The sequence below is a fragment of the Bradyrhizobium sp. NBAIM08 genome, from assembly GCF_020193935.1.
Classification (GTDB): Bacteria; Pseudomonadota; Alphaproteobacteria; order Rhizobiales; family Xanthobacteraceae; genus Bradyrhizobium; species Bradyrhizobium yuanmingense.
The window spans coordinates 229,256-247,337 of the sequence record NZ_JADYVR010000009.1 but is presented as its reverse complement, the minus strand read 5'-3'; the positions used below and the strand labels follow the sequence as shown (position 1 = coordinate 247,337).

The window sequence follows — 18,082 nt, the reverse complement described above, 5'->3', positions numbered from 1 at the left end:
GTGATGGCCGAACCCCTGGACGACTATATCGACGCCGTATCGAAGGCGCTGGCGCTGCCGATCGAGGAGGCCTGGCGGCCTGCCGTGCGCGCCAACCTCGAGGTCTCGTTGCGGCTTGGCCGTCTGGTCGACGAATTCGCGCTGCCGGACGAAACCGAGCCGGCGCCGATCTTCACGGCCTGACGCCATGTCCGCCAAGCCAGAGATGACGGCCTCCGAGATCGCAAGTGCGGTTGCGGGGCGCAAGATGTCCGCGCTCGATGCCACCGAAGCCGCGCTCGCGCGCATCGAGCGGCATGACGGCATCCTCAATTCCTTCACCGACGTCACCGCCGAACGCGCCCGCGCGAAAGCGCGCGCGATCGATGCCGACATCGCCGCGGGCAGGAATGTCGGTCCGCTCGCCGGCGTCCCCTTCGCCGTCAAGAACCTGTTCGATGTGGCGGGCCTTTCAACGCGCGCCGGCTCGAAGATCAACCGCGACCTCGCGCCCGCCAGGCGCGATGCGACCTTGATCGAGCGGATGGAGGCGGCCGGCGCCGTTCTCGTCGGCGCGCTCAACATGGGCGAATACGCCTACGATTTCACGGGCGAGAACATCCACGACGGTCCCTCGCGCAATCCGCACGACACCACGCGGATGAGCGGCGGCTCCTCCGGCGGCTCGGGCAGCGCCGTCGGCGGCGCGCTGGTGCCGATCGCGCTCGGCTCCGACACCAACGGCTCGATCCGCGTGCCGTCGTCCTTCTGCGGCATCTTCGGCCTGAAGCCGACCTATGGCCGGCTGTCACGTGCGCGCTCCTTCCCGTTCGTGGCGAGCCTCGATCATCTCGGCCCGTTCGCGCGCTCCGTCGCCGATCTCGCGCTCGCCTATGACGCGATGCAGGGTCCGGATGCCGACGACGGCGCCTGCACCACGCGCGGGTTGGAGCCCGTCACGCCGCGGCTCGATGAGTCCATCTCCGGCCTGCGCGTTGCGATCGCCGGCGGACACTTCCAGAAGAACGTGTTTCCGGAAGCGGTCGAAGCCGTCAGCCGCGTCGCCCAGGCGCTGGGCGCGACGCAAGTGGTGGATGTTCCCGAAGCATCGCGCGCCCGTGCGGCGGCTTACGTCATCACCACCACCGAAGGCGCTTCGCTCCATCTCGATCGCCTGCGCAAGCGTCCCAACGATTTCGATCCGGCGGTGCGCGACCGGCTGATCGCGGGCGCCATGGTGCCGGCCCCGCTGGTCGACCGCGCCCAGAAATTCCGCCGCTGGTATCGCGCGCAGCTTGCCGAGATCTTTCGGTCGGTCGACGTGCTGCTGGCGCCGGCGACGCCCTGCACCGCGCCGAAGCTCGGCCAGGTCAATTTCAATCTCGACGGCGTCGAGCTGCCGGTGCGCGCCAATATCGGAATCCACACCCAGCCGATCTCCTTCATCGGCCTGCCGGTGGTCGCGGTCCCCGTGCCGCTCGAGCCGCTGCCGATCGGCGTGCAGATCATTTGTGCGCCCTGGCGCGAGGACATCGCGCTGCGCGTCGCGCACGCATTGGAGAAGGTGGGCGTCGTCGCTGCGCCCGCGCCGAGAGGGTTCTAAGATGCAGATCGATCTCCCCGAGGTGATCGCGGAAGTCAAAGCCGCGTTCGAGCGCTATGAGCAAGCCCTCGTCAGCAACGACGTCGCTGTGCTCGGCGAGCTCTTCCGCAACGATCCGCGCACCTTGCGCTACGGCATCGGCGAGAACCTCTATGGCTACGAGGCAATCTCCGGTTTCCGCGCCGGCCGTTCGCCGGTCGGGCTGAACCGCCGCACCGCCAAAACCGTGATCACCAGCTATGGCCGCGACACGGCCGTGGCGTCCACCTTGTTCTATCGCGATACGGCTCCCGGCAAGGTCGGCCGGCAGATGCAGACGTGGATACGTTTCCCGGAGGGCTGGCGCGTCGTTGCCGCTCATGTCAGCATCATCGAGGGGCCGAAAGAGACCGTATGACGCTTGATGATCTTCCGCAGGGCGCATTGCCGGCCGAGCCGGTGGTGCCGCGCGTCGACCGTGCATCGCCGTCGCTGCTGAAGGTCACGCGCGCCGAGGAGCTGCGGCTGCAGCTTGCCGACGAGATCGTGCGGGGAACGCTGGCGCCGGGCTCGCCGCTGGACGAGACCGACATCGCGCGGCGCTTCAACGTCTCGCGCACGCCGGTACGCGAGGCACTGCGCCAATTGGTGGCGAGCGGCCTCGTCGAGGCGCGGCCGCATCGCGGCGCCGTGGTGGCGCGGCCATCCGTCGAGCGGCTGAAAGGCATGTTCGAGGCGATGGCGGAGCTCGAGGCCTTGTGCGCGGGTCTTGCCGCCGAACGCATGTCGGCGGCCGAGCGTCACGGCCTGGAGGCCGTCCACGAGGAGCTGCGGGTGCTGAGCTACACCGGCAATCCCGAGCGTTTCCACGAGGTCAACGAGCGCTTCCACAATGCGATCTATGCCGGCTCGCAGAACGGTTACATCGCCGAGATCACGCTCGCGACCCGCGTCCGCGTGCAGCCGTTCCGCCGCGCCCAGTTCCGCAACCTCGGCCGCCTCGCCAAGTCGCAGGCCGAGCACGACCGCGTCGTCGTCGCCATCATGCGCGGCGACAAGCAGGGTGCCGCCGCCGCCATGCGCGCGCACATCGAGCTGGTGCGCGGGGAGTATGAGATCTACGCGGTGTCGGTGTGAGTTGCGTGTTCACCACGAGGTGAAGGAGAGGCGTCGGTTCTCAGGAACCCGGCTTTGCACCGATCGTTTCCTCCCATCGATCCGATAAGGAGAAAACACCATGGCCTCCTCCGAGAAAGATCCGCGCCATCACACCCAGAAGATGAAGCAGCGTCTACAGGAGACGGTGACGCATCTGCGCGAAGACATCCGCAAGGTCGACGAGCCCCAGCTCACCGCGATGTTCGAAACGTCCGCAGAGGTGCTGTCCGGCCTCGTCAAGGCGTTCGACGATTACGAGAAGAAGAACGAAGCCGCCTGGCGCAAGTCGGCGTGAGGCCGCGGTCGCTGTCTACGCCGTCGTAGCTTCAGCCATAAACTTGCGCCAGCCGCCATAGGCGGTGATGTCGCGAGCTTCGCCCAGCACTTCCGGCTCGACCAAAAATCCCTTCACGCTGCGGCCGTCGGCGAGCCTGATCGTGCCGATCGCCATCGGCGCGGGGATCGCGTTGACGAACTTGCCGAAGGCGGAGGACGACAGCGACCAGATCTCCAGCTCGATCGCAGCGCCTTGGCCGGCCTCGACGCGCAGCATGCCCGGCTTCGGCGGCGTGGTCTGGAGTGCATAGAGCTTGTAATCGGCGGCCGTCCTGGTGGCCTCGATCATGTGTGCGTTCAGCGCCGTCAGCTCGCCGTTCAGCGCCATGCCGGACAGATGTGCGCCGACCACCGCAATCGGGATTGCATCGCCGTTGCTTGCGGGCAGTGGCGCGAGCGGGGCCTGTGCCACACCCTTCGCGCCGACCGTCAGTTTGGTATCGGCATGGAACACGCGGCCGATGCTGGCCAGCAGCGCGTCGCGCCCTGCAGGCGCCAGCAGCGTGATGCCGAACGGAATTCCGTCGCTGCGCATCGCAGCCGGCACAGCGAGACCGCAGAGGTCGAGCAGGTTGACGAAATTGGTGTAGGTGCCGAGCCGGCTGTTGAGCTCGATCGGATTGGCCAGCACCTGCGCGGTCGTATAGGCCGTCGGCGCCGTCGGCAGCACCAGCGCGTCGATGTTGGCGAACGTGCGCTCGGCGATCTTGCGCAGGCCCTGCAGGCGATAGAGCGCCGAGAAGGTTTCCGCCGCGGTCAGCCGCGCGCCGGCCGCGGTGATCTCCCGCGTGACGGGGTGGATCGTGTCAGGCGCGGACGCCAGCAGGTTCTTGATCACGAGGTAACGCTCGGCGACCCAGGGGCCCTCATAGAGCAGCCGCGCCGTCTCGTAGAACGGCTCGAGGTCGAACTCGACCAGCTTTGCCCCGAGCGCGGTCCATCGCTTCAGCGCATCGTTGTAGGCGGCTTCCGCTTTCTTGTCGCCGAAGAAGATCAGCTGGCCGTTGCGCGGCACACCCAAGCGCAGGTTTGCCGGCATCGGCGTGATCGCGCCGAACGGCCGGTCGCGCGAGAATGGATCGGCCTGGTCGGGGCCGGCCATCACCGACAGCGCGAGCGCGGCATCGTCCACCGTCAGTGCGAACACCGAGATGCAGTCGAGCGTGCGGCAGGCCGGCACCAGGCCTGCGGTCGAGATCATGCCGAGGCTCGGCTTCAGCCCGACGATGTTATTGAGCATCGCCGGTACGCGGCCCGAGCCGGCGGTATCCGTGCCGAGCGACAACGGCACGAGCCCGGCGCCGACCGCGGTGGCCGAGCCCGAGCTCGAGCCGCCGGGAATCAGATCCTCGCGGATCGAATTCCGGGGAATGCCGTAAGGCGAGCGGACGCCGACGAGGCCGGTCGCGAACTGGTCGAGATTAGTCTTGCCGATGATGATCGCCCCCGCTGCGCGCAGGCGCTCGACGGCGGTCGAGTCGTGCGTGGGCCTGTAGGAGAAAGCCGGGCAGGCGGCGGTGGTCGGGAAGCCCAGCGCGTCGATATTGTCCTTCACTGCGACCGGCAAGCCGTAAAGCGGCAGGCTGGCAGCATCCGCGCGGGCCGCGAGCTTCTCCGCTTCCGCGATCGCGTCCTTCTCGTCGCGCAGGCTGATGAACACGGCGGGATCGTCGTAGTCGCGGATGCGCTGATAGGTCCGCGCGACGGTCTCTGCCGGCGAAGACCGGCCCGCGCGGTGCGCGGCCACAATCGCGGCGATCGTTTCAGGCTGCTCGGCCCCCATGGCGGCAAAACTCCGGCAATTCGACTTCGCCCGGAGCGAAGCAAGCGATGTGCCATTGTGTACAGAATCCGGGCAGGATGATCGTGCCGGATCTTATCGTGCGATCAGTGGCTTGGGGGACATTTCGGCCGGCGCCCGGCCGGTCGCCTCAGGGACCTATCTGCCCAAATCATAGGCAGTCGGGCTCAGGTGAAGCCGGAGAGGATCCGGAGCAGCTGTGCCCGGTTCTCCTTGCCGATCTTCGCCTCGACGTGCCGCTCGTGCTCGGCCGCGAGCCGCTTGAATTTCGTCAGCGCCGTCTCGCCCTGCGCAGTGAGGTGCAGCGCATGCGAGCGCCGGTCCTGCTTCGACTTGATCCGCTTCACCAGCTTGCGCTGTTCGAGGCCGTCGAGCAGGTGCACCAGCCGGGCGCGCTCGATGCCGAGGCGTTTTGCCACCGCCATCTGCGACAGGCCCGGATTGGCGCCGATCACGGTCAGCACCGAATATTGCGTCGGCCTGATGTCGACCTCGCCGAGCGTCTTGATGAAGTCCTGAAAGATCCAGATCTGGAAGCGCCGCACTGCATAGCCGGCGTGGCCGACCAGCGCGTCGAGGCCGACGCCGTCGGCGCCATCGCCTGGTGCCGCGCCGTTGCCGGCGCGCTTGCGTGGGGCGTGGCGGCCGTGGGCCCGGGATGCTGTGGCTGTCACGTCGTGTCTCCTGTCGCGCAACCCTAGCGCCCTTGGGCTAAGAGCGAAAGATTGTTGTTGACGACAACAATTGCCACGCCAACATTATGACCAAAGCGGCCCGGAACGAGGCTGCGCCGATCCTGTAAACCGGGATGGAGGAGGAAACACATGACAGCCGCCTCACATGGTGACGTTGCAGGCCTGTTCGCAGTCCCAAGGACCGTCGCGGAGCATCGGCCCGACGGCAGCATCGTTCTGCGCTCGCCCGAGCCTCTCGGCGAGACTGCGCGCTGCACCGGCGATTGGCTGGAGCAATGGGCGCAGCAAAGGCCGGATGCGATCTTCCTCGCCGAGCGCGGCAATGTCGAAATGCCCTGGACCACCGTCACCTATGCGCAGGCGCTTCGCAAGGTGCGCGCCGCCGCGTCCTGGGTCCTGGCACAAGGGCTCAGCGCGGACCGCCCCGTCGCGATCCTCTCGGACAACAGCATCGATCATGCGCTGCTCGCGCTCGCCGCCCAGCATGTCGGCGTCCCCTCGGCGGCGATCTCGCCGGCCTATTCGCTGATGTCCAAGGATTTCGACAAGCTCAAGAGCATGATCGCGCTGCTCGATCCTGGCGCGATCTACGTCTCTGCGCTTCAGCCGTTCGCACCGGCGCTGGCTGCCATCGAGCCGCTGCACAACGCGCAGATCATCAGCGGCAATGCCGATGACACTGAGGTGCTCGCGTTCCGCGCCGTTGCGGCCACCCCCGAGACGGCCGACGTCGCAAGAGCCTTTGCGGCACTCACGCCTGATACGATCGCGAAATTCCTGTTCACCTCGGGCTCGACGGGCACGCCGAAAGCCGTCATCAACACCCAGCGCATGCTGACGTCGAGCCAGCAGGCCAAGGCGCAGACCTGGACCTTCCTCGAACGGAGCCGCGATCTCGTCATTCTCGATTGGCTGCCCTGGAGCCACACCTTCGGCGCCAACCACAATTTCAACCTCGTGCTGCGCAACGGCGGCGCGCTCTACATCGACGGCGGCAAGCCCGCGCCCGGCCTGTTCGCGACCTCGCTCGCCAACCTCAGAAGCGTGATGCCGACGGTCTATTTCAACGTGCCGCGCGGCTTCGACATGCTGATCGCCGCGCTGCGCAGCGACGAGGAATTGCGCCGCCGCTTCTTCGACGAGGTGAAATTCGCGTTCTATGCCGGCGCGGCATTGCCGCAGAATCTGTGGGATGCTCTCGAAGAGCTCTCGCTCGAGACGGTCGGCCGCAAGCTGCCGATGGTCTCGGCCTGGGGCTCGACGGAAACCTCACCGCTCGCCACCGACTGTCATTTTCTCGCCGAGCGCTCCGGCAACATCGGCGTGCCCATTCCCGGCACCGAGCTGAAGCTCGTCACCTCCGGCGACAAGCTGGAGGTGCGGGTGCGCGGCCCCAACGTCACGCCCGGCTATTGGAAGGCACCCGAGCTGACCAGGCAAGCGTTCGACGAGGAGGGCTTTTACTTGATCGGAGATGCGGTGAAGCTTGCCGATAGCGCGCGCCCCGAGCGCGGCCTGTTCTTCGACGGCCGCGTTGCCGAAGACTTCAAGCTCAATTCCGGCACATGGGTCAGCGTCGGCGGCTTGCGCGTTGCCGGCATCGCCGCGCTGGCGCCGCTGGCTCAGGACATCGTCGTCGCCGGCCACGGCGGTGACGAGGTGCGTTTCCTCGTGTTTCCGAACATCGTGGCCTGCCGCGCCCATGCCGGTCTGCCCGAAACGGCGGCGGCCAGCGACGTGCTGGCACACGACAAGGTCCGCAGCGCCATCGCGCAGGGTCTGGCGAAGCTGAAACAGCAGAGCGCCAACTCGTCCGGACACGCCACCCGCGCGCTGCTGCTCGCCGAGCCACCGTCGGTCGACGGCGGCGAGATCACCGACAAGGGCTACATCAACCAGCGCGCCGTGCTGACGCGCCGCGCCGATGCGGTAGCGCGGCTGAACGATGATGCGTCGGGTGAGTGGATCGGATTGTAAAGGCCGAGTTAGCGACGCCACACTCCGCTGTCATTCCGGGGCGCGCCTCTTGGCGCGAGCCCGGAATCCATTTCACCGTAGGGGTGGTGCACGATGGATTCCGGGTTCGCGCTACGCGCGCCCCGGAATGACGAGTGGGATACGCCAACAACCCTGTCGCAATATCCTGCCGATTCTTTTGTTGCCTAAGCAACTAATCTGTGCGAACCGTTCCAGACAGAGATGACGGCGGGCGAACCGCCGCGTTCTTTTCTGGAGGAAGCAATGCGCGGCAGAAGGGGTGCCGTCGGCAAATGCCGGCGCATGATCGGGAGTGACGGGAGCTTGCGCGCCGCGCGCGACCCGTCAGGTGTCGACGCTGCCGGTGACTGCGCCGAGATTTTCGTGCAGCCGGCGCAAGAGATCGATCAGCACCTCGCGTTCGTCCTTGCTGAGGCAGGACAACAGCCGTCGCTCGCGTTCGAACGCAGCGACGATCACCTTGTCATGGGTGGCGCGGCCCCTTGCCGTCAACGAGATCGAGTGGGTGCGGCCGTCGTTCGGGTCGGTGCGGATCGACACCAGCCCGCGCTTTTCGAGGCCGGCAAGCGTCCGGCTCACCGGCCCCTTGTCGAAGCCGATGACGTGGCAGATGCGCGAGGCCGGGATGCCGGGTTCGATCGCCAACAGCGACATGATCCGCCATTCGGTGACGTTGACACCGAACTCGCGCTGATAGAACGCGGTCGCGCTGTTCGAGAGCTTGTTGGCGATGAAGGTGATGAACGCCGGGACGTAACGGTCGAGATCGAGCGTCGGCCCTGCATCATGGGGCGCGGGCTTGTGGCGGGCTTTGGTCGAGGACGGCGGCATATCGGGTTTCTGACTCGCGGCGGGCCCAAAGACCTAAGGGCATGCGTCGTCCTTTCACAAGATCAAAATGAGGGAGGTCTTCCATGACCGCATCCGGCTGCGCGGGATCGGGTGTCCCGCATCTCGACGTCGACCCCTTCGACATGAGCTTTTTTGCCGACCCCTATCCGGCGCATGAGCTGCTGCGGGAAGCCGGCCCCGTGGTCTATCTCGACAAGTGGAACGTCTATGGCGTGGCGCGCTATGCCGAGGTCCACGCTGTGCTGAACGATCCCGCAACCTTCTGCTCCAGCCGCGGCGTCGGCCTTTCCGACTTCGAGAAGGAGGCGCCGTGGCGACCGCCGAGCCTGATCCTCGAGGCCGATCCGCCGGCGCACACCCGCACCCGCGCCGTCCTGTCAAAAGTGTTGTCGCCGACCGTGATGAAGCAGGTCCGTGACCGCTTTGCCGAGGCGGCCGAGGCGCGTGTCGATGCCCTGCTGCAGATGCGCAGCTTCGATGCGATCGCGGATCTCGCCGAGGCCTACCCGCTCTCGATCTTTCCGGATGCGCTGGGCCTGAAACCGGAGGGGCGTGAGCATCTGATTCCTTATGCCAGCGTCGTGTTCAACGCCTTCGGTCCACCCAACCGGTTGCGCCAGGAGGCGATCGAACGCTCGGCGCCGCATCAGGCATACGTCGCCGAGCAGTGCCAGCGCGAGAATCTGGCGCCCGGCGGCTTCGGCGCCTGCATCCATGCACAGGTCGACGAGGGCGCCATCACGGCCGCCGAAGCGCCGCTGCTGGTGCGCTCGCTGCTGTCGGCCGGACTCGACACGACAGTCAACGGCATCGGCGCTGCGGTGTATTGCCTCGCGCGCTTTCATGATCAATGGCAGCGGCTGCGCGACGACCTCACGCTCGCACGCGGTGCTTTCGAGGAGGCCGTGCGTTTCGAGAGCCCCGTGCAGACCTTCTTCCGCACCACCACCCGTGAGGTCGAGATCTCCGGTGTGCGAATCGGCGAGGGCGAGAAGGTGCTGATGTTCCTTGCCGCCGCCAACCGCGATCCGCGGCGCTGGGATGCCCCTGACAGGTACGACATCACCCGCCGCACCTCCGGCCATGTCGGCTTCGGCTCCGGCATCCACATGTGCGTCGGCCAGCTCGTCGCCCGCTTGGAAGGCGAAGTGATGCTGACCGCGCTGGCCCGGCGCATCGCAAAGCTCGAGATCACGGGCGAGCCGAAGCGCCGTTTCAACAACACGCTGCGCGGGCTCGACAGCCTGCCTGTGACGATCACCCCGGCCTGACGAGGAGCTTGATGCCTGCCATTACCTTCATCCATCCCGACGGCAAGTCCGATCGCGTCGAGACCGCAGGCGGCGAGAGCGTCATGCAGGCCGCGACCCGTCACGGCCTCGACGGCATTCTGGCCGAATGCGGCGGCAACGCGATGTGCGCGACCTGCCATGTCTATGTCGACGAGAGCTGGCTCGCGCGCCTGCCAGCGATGGCCGACGACGAGGATGCGCTGCTCGATGGCACCGCCGCTGAGCGGCGACCGACGAGCCGACTGTCCTGTCAGATCACGATCACGCCCGATCTCGATGGACTCGTCCTGAAGTTGCCAGAGCGGCAGGTCTGATCTGCCAAGCCGTCGGATCTTCGCAAAATATCAAACAGGGAGGGAATGATGAAACATCTGAAGTGGACGCTCGCGCTGGCTGCGAGCTTGGTGACCGGCGCGGCCAATGCCGAAATATCGGACAACGTCGTGCGCATCGGCGTGCTCAACGACATCTCCGGCATCTTCCAGGACACCAATGGCATGGGCTCGGTCGAGGCCGCGCGGATGGCGGCGGAGGATTTCAACGGCGGCGGCAAGGGCATCAAGGTCGAGATCGTCTATGCCGATCACCAGAACAAAGCCGATGTCGGCAACGCCATCGCGCGCAAATGGCTCGACGTCGAAGGCGTCGACGCGATCGTCGACGTGCCGAACTCGGCCGTCGGTCTTTCCATCAACGCGCTTCTGCGCGACAGCCGCATGACCTTCCTGGCGTCCTCGACCGCAAGCTCGGACCTCACCGGCAAGGCCTGCTCGCCCAACACGATCCAATGGGTCAACGACGCCTGGGCGACCGGCAACACCACCGCAGCCGCCATGGTGTCGCGCGGCGGCAAGGATTGGTATTTCCTCACGGTCGATTACGCGCTCGGCAAGGGCATCGAGGCGGAGGCGCAGAAATACATCGAGGGGCACGGCGGCAAGGTGATCGGCTCGTCCAAGCATCCGCTCGGCACCTCCGATTTCGCGTCCTTCCTGCTGCAGGCGCAAAGCTCGAAGGCGCAGGTCATCGGGCTCGCCAATGCAGGCGGCGACACCATCAATGCGGTGAAACAGGCCGCCGAATTCGGCATCCAGCAGAGTGGGCAGAAGCTCGTCGCCTTCCTGCTCTTCATCAACGACGTTCACGGCATGGGCATCAAGGTCGCGCAGGGCCTCCAGCTCATGGAAGCCTTCTACTGGGACATGAACGATGATACCCGCGCGTTCGCCAAGCGTTTTGCTGCACGGCCCGGCATGAACGGCAAGATGCCGAGCGGCAATCAGGCCGGAGTCTATGCTTCCACGCTCGCTTATCTCAACGCCGTCGCCGCCACCGGCAGCGACAATGCCAAGCAGGTCGTGCCCGAGATGAAGAAGTTCAAGGGCAAGGACAAGCTGTTCGGCGACACCGCGATCCGTCAGGACGGTCGCGTCGTGCATCCGATGTACCTGTTCGAGGTGAAGAAGCCGGAGGAGTCGAAATATCCGTACGACTATTACAAGCTGGTCGCGACGATTCCGGCAGACCAGGCGTTCCGCCCGCTCGCGGAAGGCGGGTGCGAGCTGGTGAAGTAGCGGCCGCGAGCGCGGCGCAATTGCACCCTCTCCCCTTGTGGGAGAGGGTGGCTTCGCGAAGCGAAGCCGGGTGAGGGGTCTCTCTCCTCACGAACAATCGCGAGAGTTGAGAGAACCCCTCATCCGGCGCCGTAGCCGAAGCTCTGCTTCGGCGTTCTTAAGAACGGCGGCCGAAGGCCGCCTATGCCACCTTCTCCCACAAGGGGAGAAGGAAGTAAGACTACACCACCTTGCTCGACCCCTGCGTGATCAACCGCGCTGCGCGCTGGTCTCGCGCGTAGATCCACAGCCAGCTCAGCGCGACGCTGAGCCGGTGGCGCAGGCCGATCAGGAAGTAGATGTGGGCGATGCCCCAGATCCACCACGCGATGGTGCCGCGCAGCTTGATCTTGCCGAAATCGATGATTGCGAGCCGCTTGCCGATCTGCGCGAGGTTACCAGAATGCTTATAGCGGAACGGACCCGCTGCAGCGCCGCGCAGGCGCGCTTTGATGGTCTCCGCGACGTGACGGCCCTGCTGCTTGGCGGCCGGCGCGATGCCGGGCACCGGCTTGCCGTCCCAGGCGTTGATGCTGACGGTATCCCCGATCGCGAAGATCTCGGGATGGCCTGATATGGTGAGGTCGGCCTCGACCAGCACGCGCCCGGCGCGATCGTGCGCTGCGCCGAGCCATTCGGCAGCGGGCGAGGCGCGCACGCCGGCGGCCCAGATCCGTGTCTTGGCCTCGAGCAGTTTGCCGCCGAACACGACGCCCTCGCGATTGATCTCGGTGACGGCCTGCCCGAGCACGACCTCGACGCCGATCTTTTCCAGCGAGGCCTGCGCATAGGCTGATAGCTCGTCGGGAAAGCCGGCGAGCACGCGCTGGCCGGCCTCGATCAGCACGACACGGGCCTTGTGCGTGTCGATGTTGCGGAAATCGGCGGGCAGGGTGTGATGCGCCATCTCGGCGATGGTGCCGGCGAGCTCGACGCCGGTCGGGCCGGCGCCGACGATCACGAAGGTCAGCCGTGCCGCGCGCCGCTTTGGATCGATCTCGCGCTCGGCGCGCTCGAACGCCACCAGGATGTGCCGGCGCAAGGTGGTCGCATCCTCCAGCGTCTTCAGGCCGGGCGCGAACTGCTCCCATTCATCGTGGCCGAAATAGGCGTGCCGCGCGCCCGTGGCCAGCACCAGCGTGTCGTAGGGCACCTCGCTGCCGTCGTCGATCAGCACGCAGCGTCGTTCGGCATCGACGCCGCTCACGGTGGCGAACAGCGTCGTCACCTCGCGCCGGTCGCGCATGAGATGACGGATCGGCCAGGCGATCTCGCTGGTTGCGAGCGAGGCGGTCGCGACCTGGTAAAGCAGGGGCTGGAACAGATGATGATTGCGGCGGTCGATCAGCGTGATCTCGACGGGAGCGCCCGCAAGCCGGTAAGTCGCCTCCAGCCCGCCGAAGCCGGCGCCGACGATGACGACGCGATGGGGATTTGCGGCCATGATTTAACCCTCGAATCTCGCTGCTGCTCGCCTTCATTTAAGTGCGGATTGGGCGCCGCGGTCCAATAGAGGTCATCAATCGTCGCATAGGCCTGATGTATCGATCCGGCGCGAAAAAGCGCCACAGCCTCCCGGACCGGCCCTGAGTCGGCCTCGGCCGAAGTGAGTAGAATTATAATTCTTGCCATCTCCAATCGGGGCGAAATATGGTGCAGGGCGGGCGCTGAGCCATTGGCGGCGCGACATATTTTGCGTTCAATAGAGACAGGCCTGGAGCGGCGATCACCCCGCTTCCAGGACCGATAATTAAGGAGGGAGTGTTATGAGGACGGCATTCTGGCTGGCGGGCGCAGCGGCGCTGGTGCTGGCAAATCAGGCATTCGCCGGAGACACCATCAAGATCGGTTTCGTCTCGACCTTCAGCGGCCCGACCGCCGTGATCGGCAACGACATGCGCAATTCCTTCGAGCTCGCGCTCGATCATCTCGGCCGCAAGATGGCCGGCAAGCCGGTCGAGGTGCTCTACGAGGACGACGGGCAGAAGCCCGACGTCGGCAAGCAGAAGACCGAGAAGCTGGTGCAGTCGGACAAGGTCGATTTCATCGTCGGCTATATCTGGTCGAACGTGCTGCTCGCCTCGCTCAAGACCGCGGTCGATTCGAAGACCTTCCTGATCTCGGCCAATGCCGGGCCGTCGCAGCTCGCGGGCGAGCTGTGCTCGCCTTACGTGTTCTCGACCTCCTGGCAGAACGACCAGACCCCGCAGGCGGTCGGCACCTATATGAACCAGAAGGGTGTCAAGTCGGTGTTCCTGATCGGCCCGAACTATGCCGCCGGCAAGGACATGCTGGCCGGCGTCAAGAGCACCTTCAAGGGTCAGGTCGTGGGTGAGGAATATACGGTGTGGCCGAGCCAGCTCGACTTCTCCGCCGAGCTCTCCAAGGCGCGTGCCTCCGGCGCCGAGTCGATCTTCGTGTTCTACCCGGGTGCTGCTGGCGTGCAATTCCTGAACCAATATGCACAGGCCGGGCTAAAGAGCACGATGCCGCTCTACACCGCCTTCACCATCGACGAGCTCTCGCTGCCGCTCCAGAAGGAGAACGCGCTCGGGGTGCCCGGCGCGCAGCAATGGGTCAACGACCTCCCCAACGAGCAGAACAAGCGCTTCGTCGCCGACTACCGCAAGAAGTACCCCGGCCTGCGCCCGACCTTCTACGGCGCGCAGTCCTATGACGCCGCGAACCTGATCAACAGCGCCGTCGTCGCCGTGAAGGGAGACACCTCCAAGAAGGACGAGATGAAGGCCGAGATGGAGAAGGCCAACTTCAAGTCGGTGCGCGGCGCGTTCAAGTTCGGCAACAACCACATCCCGATCCAGAACTTTTATCTGCAGGACGTGGTCAAGGATTCCGAAGGCCAGCTCGCCTTGAAGACCGTCGCCACCATCGTCGAGAACGATCAGGATCGCTTCCACGAGAAGTGCAAGATGAAGTGAGCCACAAGCGACGTAGCCCCTTCTCCCCTTGTGGGAGAAGGTGGCGCGGAGCGCCGGATGAGGGGTTCTCTCCCCTTGCAAGATTGTCCGTGAGGAGAGAGACCCCTCACCCGTCTCGCCGCTTTGCGGCGAGCCACCCTCTCCCGCAAGGGGAGAGGGGAAGCAGAATTGCCTACACCCTCGGCATGCTTGCCGGGCGCACCTCGCGCGCTTGCGCTGCGAGCCTGATGCCGGCGTTGGCGGCGCCAAAACCCTGATAATTCCTGCGTTCGACGATCTCGAAGAAGAAGCGCTCGTCGAAGATGTGGGTGTAGACCTGGAAGAACTCGCCGTCGCCCTCGCGGTCGTAGAGGATGTGGTTGGCGCGCAGCTGCGCCATCAGTTCGGGCGAAAGATCGTATTTGGCTTCGATGTCGTCGTAGTAATTGTCGGGGATGTCCAGGAAGCCCGCGCCGCGCTGGCGCATCGCGCCGACGGTCGCAAAAATATCCTGACACGCGAAGGCGACATGCTGCACGCCCGAGCCGAAGAACTCCGAGATGAAGCGTGCCGGCAGGGTGCGGTTGGCGGAGGAGCCGTTGAGCACGAAGCGCAGGCTCTGGTCGGCGTTGATGACGGCCTGGCTCTGCACGAGGCCTCTGGGGTCGGCGATCTCTATCTGCGGCAGGCGTTTCAGATCGAGAATGCCGGTGTAGAACAGCAGCCAGGTCAGCATCTCGTCATAGGGCATCGACTGCGCGATGTGGTCGACGGCGACCAGCGCATCGGCGCTTGAATCGCTTGCGACAGGCTCGAAATCGGTGTCCCAGTTCTTGCCGGCTTGGTCGAGAAAATAGAGCAGGCTGCCGCCGACGCCATGGATCGCGGGAATCTCGAGTTCACCCGGTCCGACCGGCTGGTAGAAGGTGCGCGCTTTCAGCGTCTCGGCACGCTGCATGGCGCGGTCGGCGTCGTCGACGTCGAGCGCGATGGCGCAGACGCCGGGCCCGTGGGTGACATAGTGCGAATGCGCAAAGCCGTCGGTCTCGCAATTGATGACGAGCTCGACCTTGCCCTGCGACCAGCGCTCCACCGCCTTGCTGCGGTGCTGGCCGCTCTTGCGGAAGCCGAGCTGTGAGAACAGGCGGCCAAGCTCGCCGGCCTTGCTCTCGTTCACGGCAAATTCGATGAAGCCGGTGCCGCGGCTCTTCGCCTTCGGGGCCAGCGCCTTGCCGGCGAAATTCTGCCAGTCCGGTGCGAGCTGGTCCTCCAGCAGAATCAGCGAGCGCAGGCCATCTACGGCGGTCTGTGCGGCCGAGCCGGCGCGGAACTGGTCGTTGAAGATTTCCAGCGACAGCGGTCCGGCATAGCCGGTCGCTGCGATCGCCGCCATGAACGCGCCGACCGGCAGGTCGCCCTGGCCGGGGAAGGAGCGGAAGTGCCGGCTCAATGACAGGATGTCGAGCTCGAGCCTTGGCGCGTCGGAGAGCTGCACCAGAAAGATCTTGTCGCCGGGGATCGAGGCCATGGCGCGGGTCGGAAAGCCAGGTGCCAGCGCATGAAAGCTGTCGAGGATGACGCCAATCGCGGGATGATCGGCGCGGCGCACGATCTCCCAGGCGTCGCGATAATCGTTGACGTGACGGCCCCAGGCCAGCGCCTCATAGCCGACGCGCAAACGACGTTTCGCGGCGCGCTCGCCAAGCTCGCGAAAATCGTCAGCCGCGCGGTCGATGCCGCCGAGCGCGGCGGGCGAGACGTTGGAGCAGATCAGCAACAGATCGGTGCCGAGCTCCTGCATCAGATCGAACTTCCGCTCCGCGCGGGCGAAGTTGCGCGCACGCTGCGGCTCCGGCATGCCCTCGAAATCGCGGAACGGCTGGAACGCACAGATCTCGAGATTGAGGTCCGTGCACATCTTCGCGATATCGCGTGGGCCGGCGCCGAACGACAGCAGATCGTTCTCGAAGATTTCGACCGCATCGAAGCCCGCGGCGGCGATGGCGCGGAGCTTTTCGTCGAGGCTGCCTGAGAGGGAGACGGTGGCGATCGAGCGCTTGTTCATGCGGCCTGCTCCATGATCTGCCCCGGCGAGATCGTTTGCCCGGTACGGGCGGCCTCGCTGACGGCTTCGACGACGGCAAGCGTTCCCATTGCGTCCTCGACCGAGATCAGCGGCTGTTCACGGCCGGCAATCATTGCGCAGAAATGCCGGAGCTGCTCGACCAGCGGATCGAACGCGGGCGGCGCGATGGTCGCGCGCGACAGCGGCGCGTACCAGCCGGGCTGCTCCGTGTATGACCACAGCTCCATGTTCGGCACGGAGAGCGAACCCGCAGTCCCTGCGAAGATGTAGCAGGGCTGATCCTGCCTGGGATAGGCCGGGTTCTCGCCCGAGGAGAGCTCCCAGCTCCACGGCGCCGGCGTCGCATCCGACACGGTCACCGTGCCCAGCGCGCCGTTGGCGAAGCGCAGCAGCAGCGCGGCGGTGTCCTCGACCGCGAAGCCGCGCACCTTGTTCGAGGTCAGCGCCTGCACCTCGACGATCTCGCCGCAGATGAAGCGGAGATTGTCGATGTCGTGGATGAGATTGATCAGCAGTGGCCCGCCGCCTGCCTCACGCCGCCAGGCGACCTCGAAATAATCGTCGGGCTTCTTGAGGAGCCACAGCCCGACCACGGCCGTGAGCTGGCCGAGCTTTCCGTTCGTCACGGCCTCGCGGGCCGACTTGATGACGGGATTGTGCCGCCGGTGGTGGCCGACCAGCATCGGCACGCCGGTGCGTCTCACCGCCGCGCACAGGCGTTGCGCGGTGGCAACCGTCTCGGTCACCGGCTTTTCGACCAAAGCCGGCACGCCGGCTTCGGCGCAGTCGAGCGCCATCGGCAAGTGCAGCGTGTTGGGCGAGGCAATGATGAGGCCGTCGGGCTTCTCTTCCGTCAGCAGGGCACGATGGTCCGCATAGCAGGGCACGCCATGCGCCAGCGCATATTCCTTCGCGGCGGGCGAGGGCTCCGCGATGCCGGCGAGCACGCAATCCCCGGCGGACTCGATCAACTCGATATGTCGGCGGCCGATCAGGCCGGCGCCGGCCACGGCGATCCGCATCTTCGCGCTCATGCCGCGCTCTCCTCCATGGCGCCGCCGAGGAAGAGCTGCCCGATGCGCGGATCGTTCAGAATGCGCCTGGCGTCGTCGACCATGCGGGTCTGGCCAAGCTCGAGCACGATGCCGATGTCGGAGATCTCCAGCGCCGAGCGCGCGTTCTGTTCGATCATCAGGATGGTGACGCCGCGATCGCGCAAGCTCTTGAGGATGTCGAAGGTCTGCTGCACCATCAGCGGCGACAGGCCGATCGAAGGTTCGTCGACCAGCACCAGCTTCGGCTCGAGCAGCAGCGAGCGGGCGATCTCGAGCTGCTTCTGCTCGCCGCCTGATAGCGTGGAGGCCTGCTGCGCGGACTTGCGCCGCAATGCCGGAAACAGGTCAAGCGCCGCCTCGATCCGCTTGGGCAGGTCGAGGCCCTTGTCGGCGGCGACGCCGCCGAGCTCGATATTGTGGCGCACCGACAGCTCGGGAAAGATGTTGCGGCCCTGCGGCACATAGCAGATGCCGGCGTTGAGCAGCGCGCGCTGGCTCAAATTGGTAACGTCGCGGCCGGCGAAGCTGATCTTGCCTTCGCGCAGCTTGAGCAGGCCGAAGATGGCCTTGAACACCGTCGATTTGCCGGCGCCGTTCGGACCGATGATCGTCGTGATCGTGGCTGGAGGAACGGCAAACGTCGTGCCGTTCAAGATCGTCATCTTGCCGTAGCCGCCGACGAGATTGTGGACCGAGAGAATGGGATCGCTCATTAGG

The 18,082-nt window shown here is 65.8% G+C and carries 17 protein-coding genes; 10 read left to right on the top strand and 7 right to left on the bottom strand.

From position 1 onward, the window contains the following. Positions 1–3 precede the first annotated feature (3 nt). The 5 genes from I6F37_RS28170 to I6F37_RS28150 all read left to right on the top strand — a co-directional run bounded on the left by I6F37_RS28170 (position 4) and on the right by I6F37_RS28150 (position 3,014). Positions 4–183, top strand: coding sequence for a DUF4089 domain-containing protein (locus I6F37_RS28170; RefSeq protein WP_036001861.1), 180 nt, complete (start codon positions 4–6; stop codon positions 181–183). A gap of 4 nt (positions 184–187) precedes the next feature. Next, on the top strand, positions 188–1,582 hold the full coding sequence (locus I6F37_RS28165) for an AtzE family amidohydrolase (RefSeq protein ID WP_225153278.1): 1,395 nt from the start codon (positions 188–190) through the stop codon (positions 1,580–1,582). 1 nt (position 1,583) lies between these two features. Then, positions 1,584–1,979, top strand: coding sequence for an oxalurate catabolism protein HpxZ (hpxZ, locus tag I6F37_RS28160; RefSeq protein WP_036001854.1), 396 nt, complete (start codon positions 1,584–1,586; stop codon positions 1,977–1,979). Then, a complete protein-coding gene (locus I6F37_RS28155; protein ID WP_025033634.1) occupies positions 1,976–2,698 on the top strand; it encodes a GntR family transcriptional regulator in 723 nt (240 codons plus the stop codon). Before hpxZ ends, I6F37_RS28155 begins: the two co-directional genes overlap by 4 nt. 100 nt (positions 2,699–2,798) lie before the next feature. Next, the gene (locus tag I6F37_RS28150; RefSeq protein ID WP_029673845.1) at positions 2,799–3,014 is read left to right on the top strand and encodes a hypothetical protein; all 216 of its coding nucleotides are present in this window, start codon (positions 2,799–2,801) and stop codon (positions 3,012–3,014) included. A 15-nt stretch (positions 3,015–3,029) separates the two neighbouring features. Here the strand turns inward: I6F37_RS28150 and atzF are convergent, their stop codons facing one another. Both atzF and I6F37_RS28140 read right to left on the bottom strand, forming a co-directional pair. Continuing rightward, positions 3,030–4,838 carry an allophanate hydrolase gene (gene atzF / locus I6F37_RS28145; protein ID WP_225153276.1) on the bottom strand — a complete coding sequence of 603 codons (1,809 nt, stop codon included), beginning with the start codon at positions 4,836–4,838 and terminating at the stop codon, positions 3,030–3,032. Positions 4,839–5,023: 185 nt separating this feature from the next. Next, a complete protein-coding gene (locus I6F37_RS28140) occupies positions 5,024–5,530 on the bottom strand; it encodes a MarR family winged helix-turn-helix transcriptional regulator (protein ID WP_036001842.1) in 507 nt (168 codons plus the stop codon). Positions 5,531–5,680: 150 nt separating this feature from the next. On the opposite strand from I6F37_RS28140, the gene I6F37_RS28135 reads away from it, so the two are divergent. Next, positions 5,681–7,528 (top strand): feruloyl-CoA synthase, encoded by a 1,848-nt coding sequence (locus tag I6F37_RS28135; protein ID WP_036001840.1) that lies wholly within the window; start codon positions 5,681–5,683, stop codon positions 7,526–7,528. 345 nt (positions 7,529–7,873) lie between these two features. Here I6F37_RS28135 and I6F37_RS28130 read toward each other — a convergent pair whose 3' ends face one another. After that, positions 7,874–8,380: a MarR family winged helix-turn-helix transcriptional regulator gene (locus I6F37_RS28130; RefSeq protein ID WP_036001836.1), complete on the bottom strand. Its 507-nt coding sequence runs from the start codon at positions 8,378–8,380 to the stop codon at positions 7,874–7,876. An 83-nt stretch (positions 8,381–8,463) separates the two neighbouring features. Between I6F37_RS28130 and I6F37_RS28125 the strand changes: the two genes are divergently transcribed. From I6F37_RS28125 to I6F37_RS28115, 3 genes are read left to right on the top strand one after another with little or no spacing between them, the layout of a single operon-like run. After that, a complete protein-coding gene (locus I6F37_RS28125) occupies positions 8,464–9,672 on the top strand; it encodes a cytochrome P450 (protein ID WP_225153274.1) in 1,209 nt (402 codons plus the stop codon). 11 nt (positions 9,673–9,683) lie between these two features. Then, positions 9,684–10,007, top strand: coding sequence for a 2Fe-2S iron-sulfur cluster-binding protein (locus tag I6F37_RS28120; RefSeq protein WP_036001831.1), 324 nt, complete (start codon positions 9,684–9,686; stop codon positions 10,005–10,007). Between the two features lie 48 nt (positions 10,008–10,055). Beyond that, positions 10,056–11,267, top strand: coding sequence for an ABC transporter substrate-binding protein (locus tag I6F37_RS28115; protein ID WP_036001888.1), 1,212 nt, complete (start codon positions 10,056–10,058; stop codon positions 11,265–11,267). 220 nt (positions 11,268–11,487) lie between these two features. On the opposite strand, the gene I6F37_RS28110 is transcribed toward I6F37_RS28115, so the two are convergent. Then, a complete protein-coding gene (locus I6F37_RS28110; protein ID WP_036001827.1) occupies positions 11,488–12,750 on the bottom strand; it encodes an NAD(P)/FAD-dependent oxidoreductase in 1,263 nt (420 codons plus the stop codon). Between the two features lie 322 nt (positions 12,751–13,072). Between I6F37_RS28110 and I6F37_RS28105 the strand changes: the two genes are divergently transcribed. Next, a complete protein-coding gene (locus tag I6F37_RS28105) occupies positions 13,073–14,245 on the top strand; it encodes an ABC transporter substrate-binding protein (protein ID WP_036001824.1) in 1,173 nt (390 codons plus the stop codon). 172 nt (positions 14,246–14,417) lie between these two features. Here the strand turns inward: I6F37_RS28105 and I6F37_RS28100 are convergent, their stop codons facing one another. Genes I6F37_RS28100 through I6F37_RS28090 form a run of 3 tightly spaced genes read right to left on the bottom strand, consistent with a single transcriptional unit; the run spans position 14,418 to position 18,078 of the window. Next, entirely contained in the window at positions 14,418–16,289 is a 1,872-nt protein-coding gene (locus I6F37_RS28100; RefSeq protein ID WP_225153272.1) for a bifunctional sugar phosphate isomerase/epimerase/4-hydroxyphenylpyruvate dioxygenase family protein, read from the bottom strand. Then, on the bottom strand, positions 16,286–17,344 hold the full coding sequence (locus I6F37_RS28095; protein ID WP_225153270.1) for a Gfo/Idh/MocA family protein: 1,059 nt from the start codon (positions 17,342–17,344) through the stop codon (positions 16,286–16,288). The genes I6F37_RS28100 and I6F37_RS28095 overlap by 4 nt, the downstream gene beginning before the upstream one ends. Beyond that, positions 17,341–18,078, bottom strand: a complete 738-nt coding sequence (locus I6F37_RS28090; protein WP_225140643.1) for an ABC transporter ATP-binding protein — start codon at positions 18,076–18,078, stop codon at positions 17,341–17,343. The genes I6F37_RS28095 and I6F37_RS28090 overlap by 4 nt, the downstream gene beginning before the upstream one ends. Between the last annotated feature and the right edge of the window lie 4 nt (positions 18,079–18,082).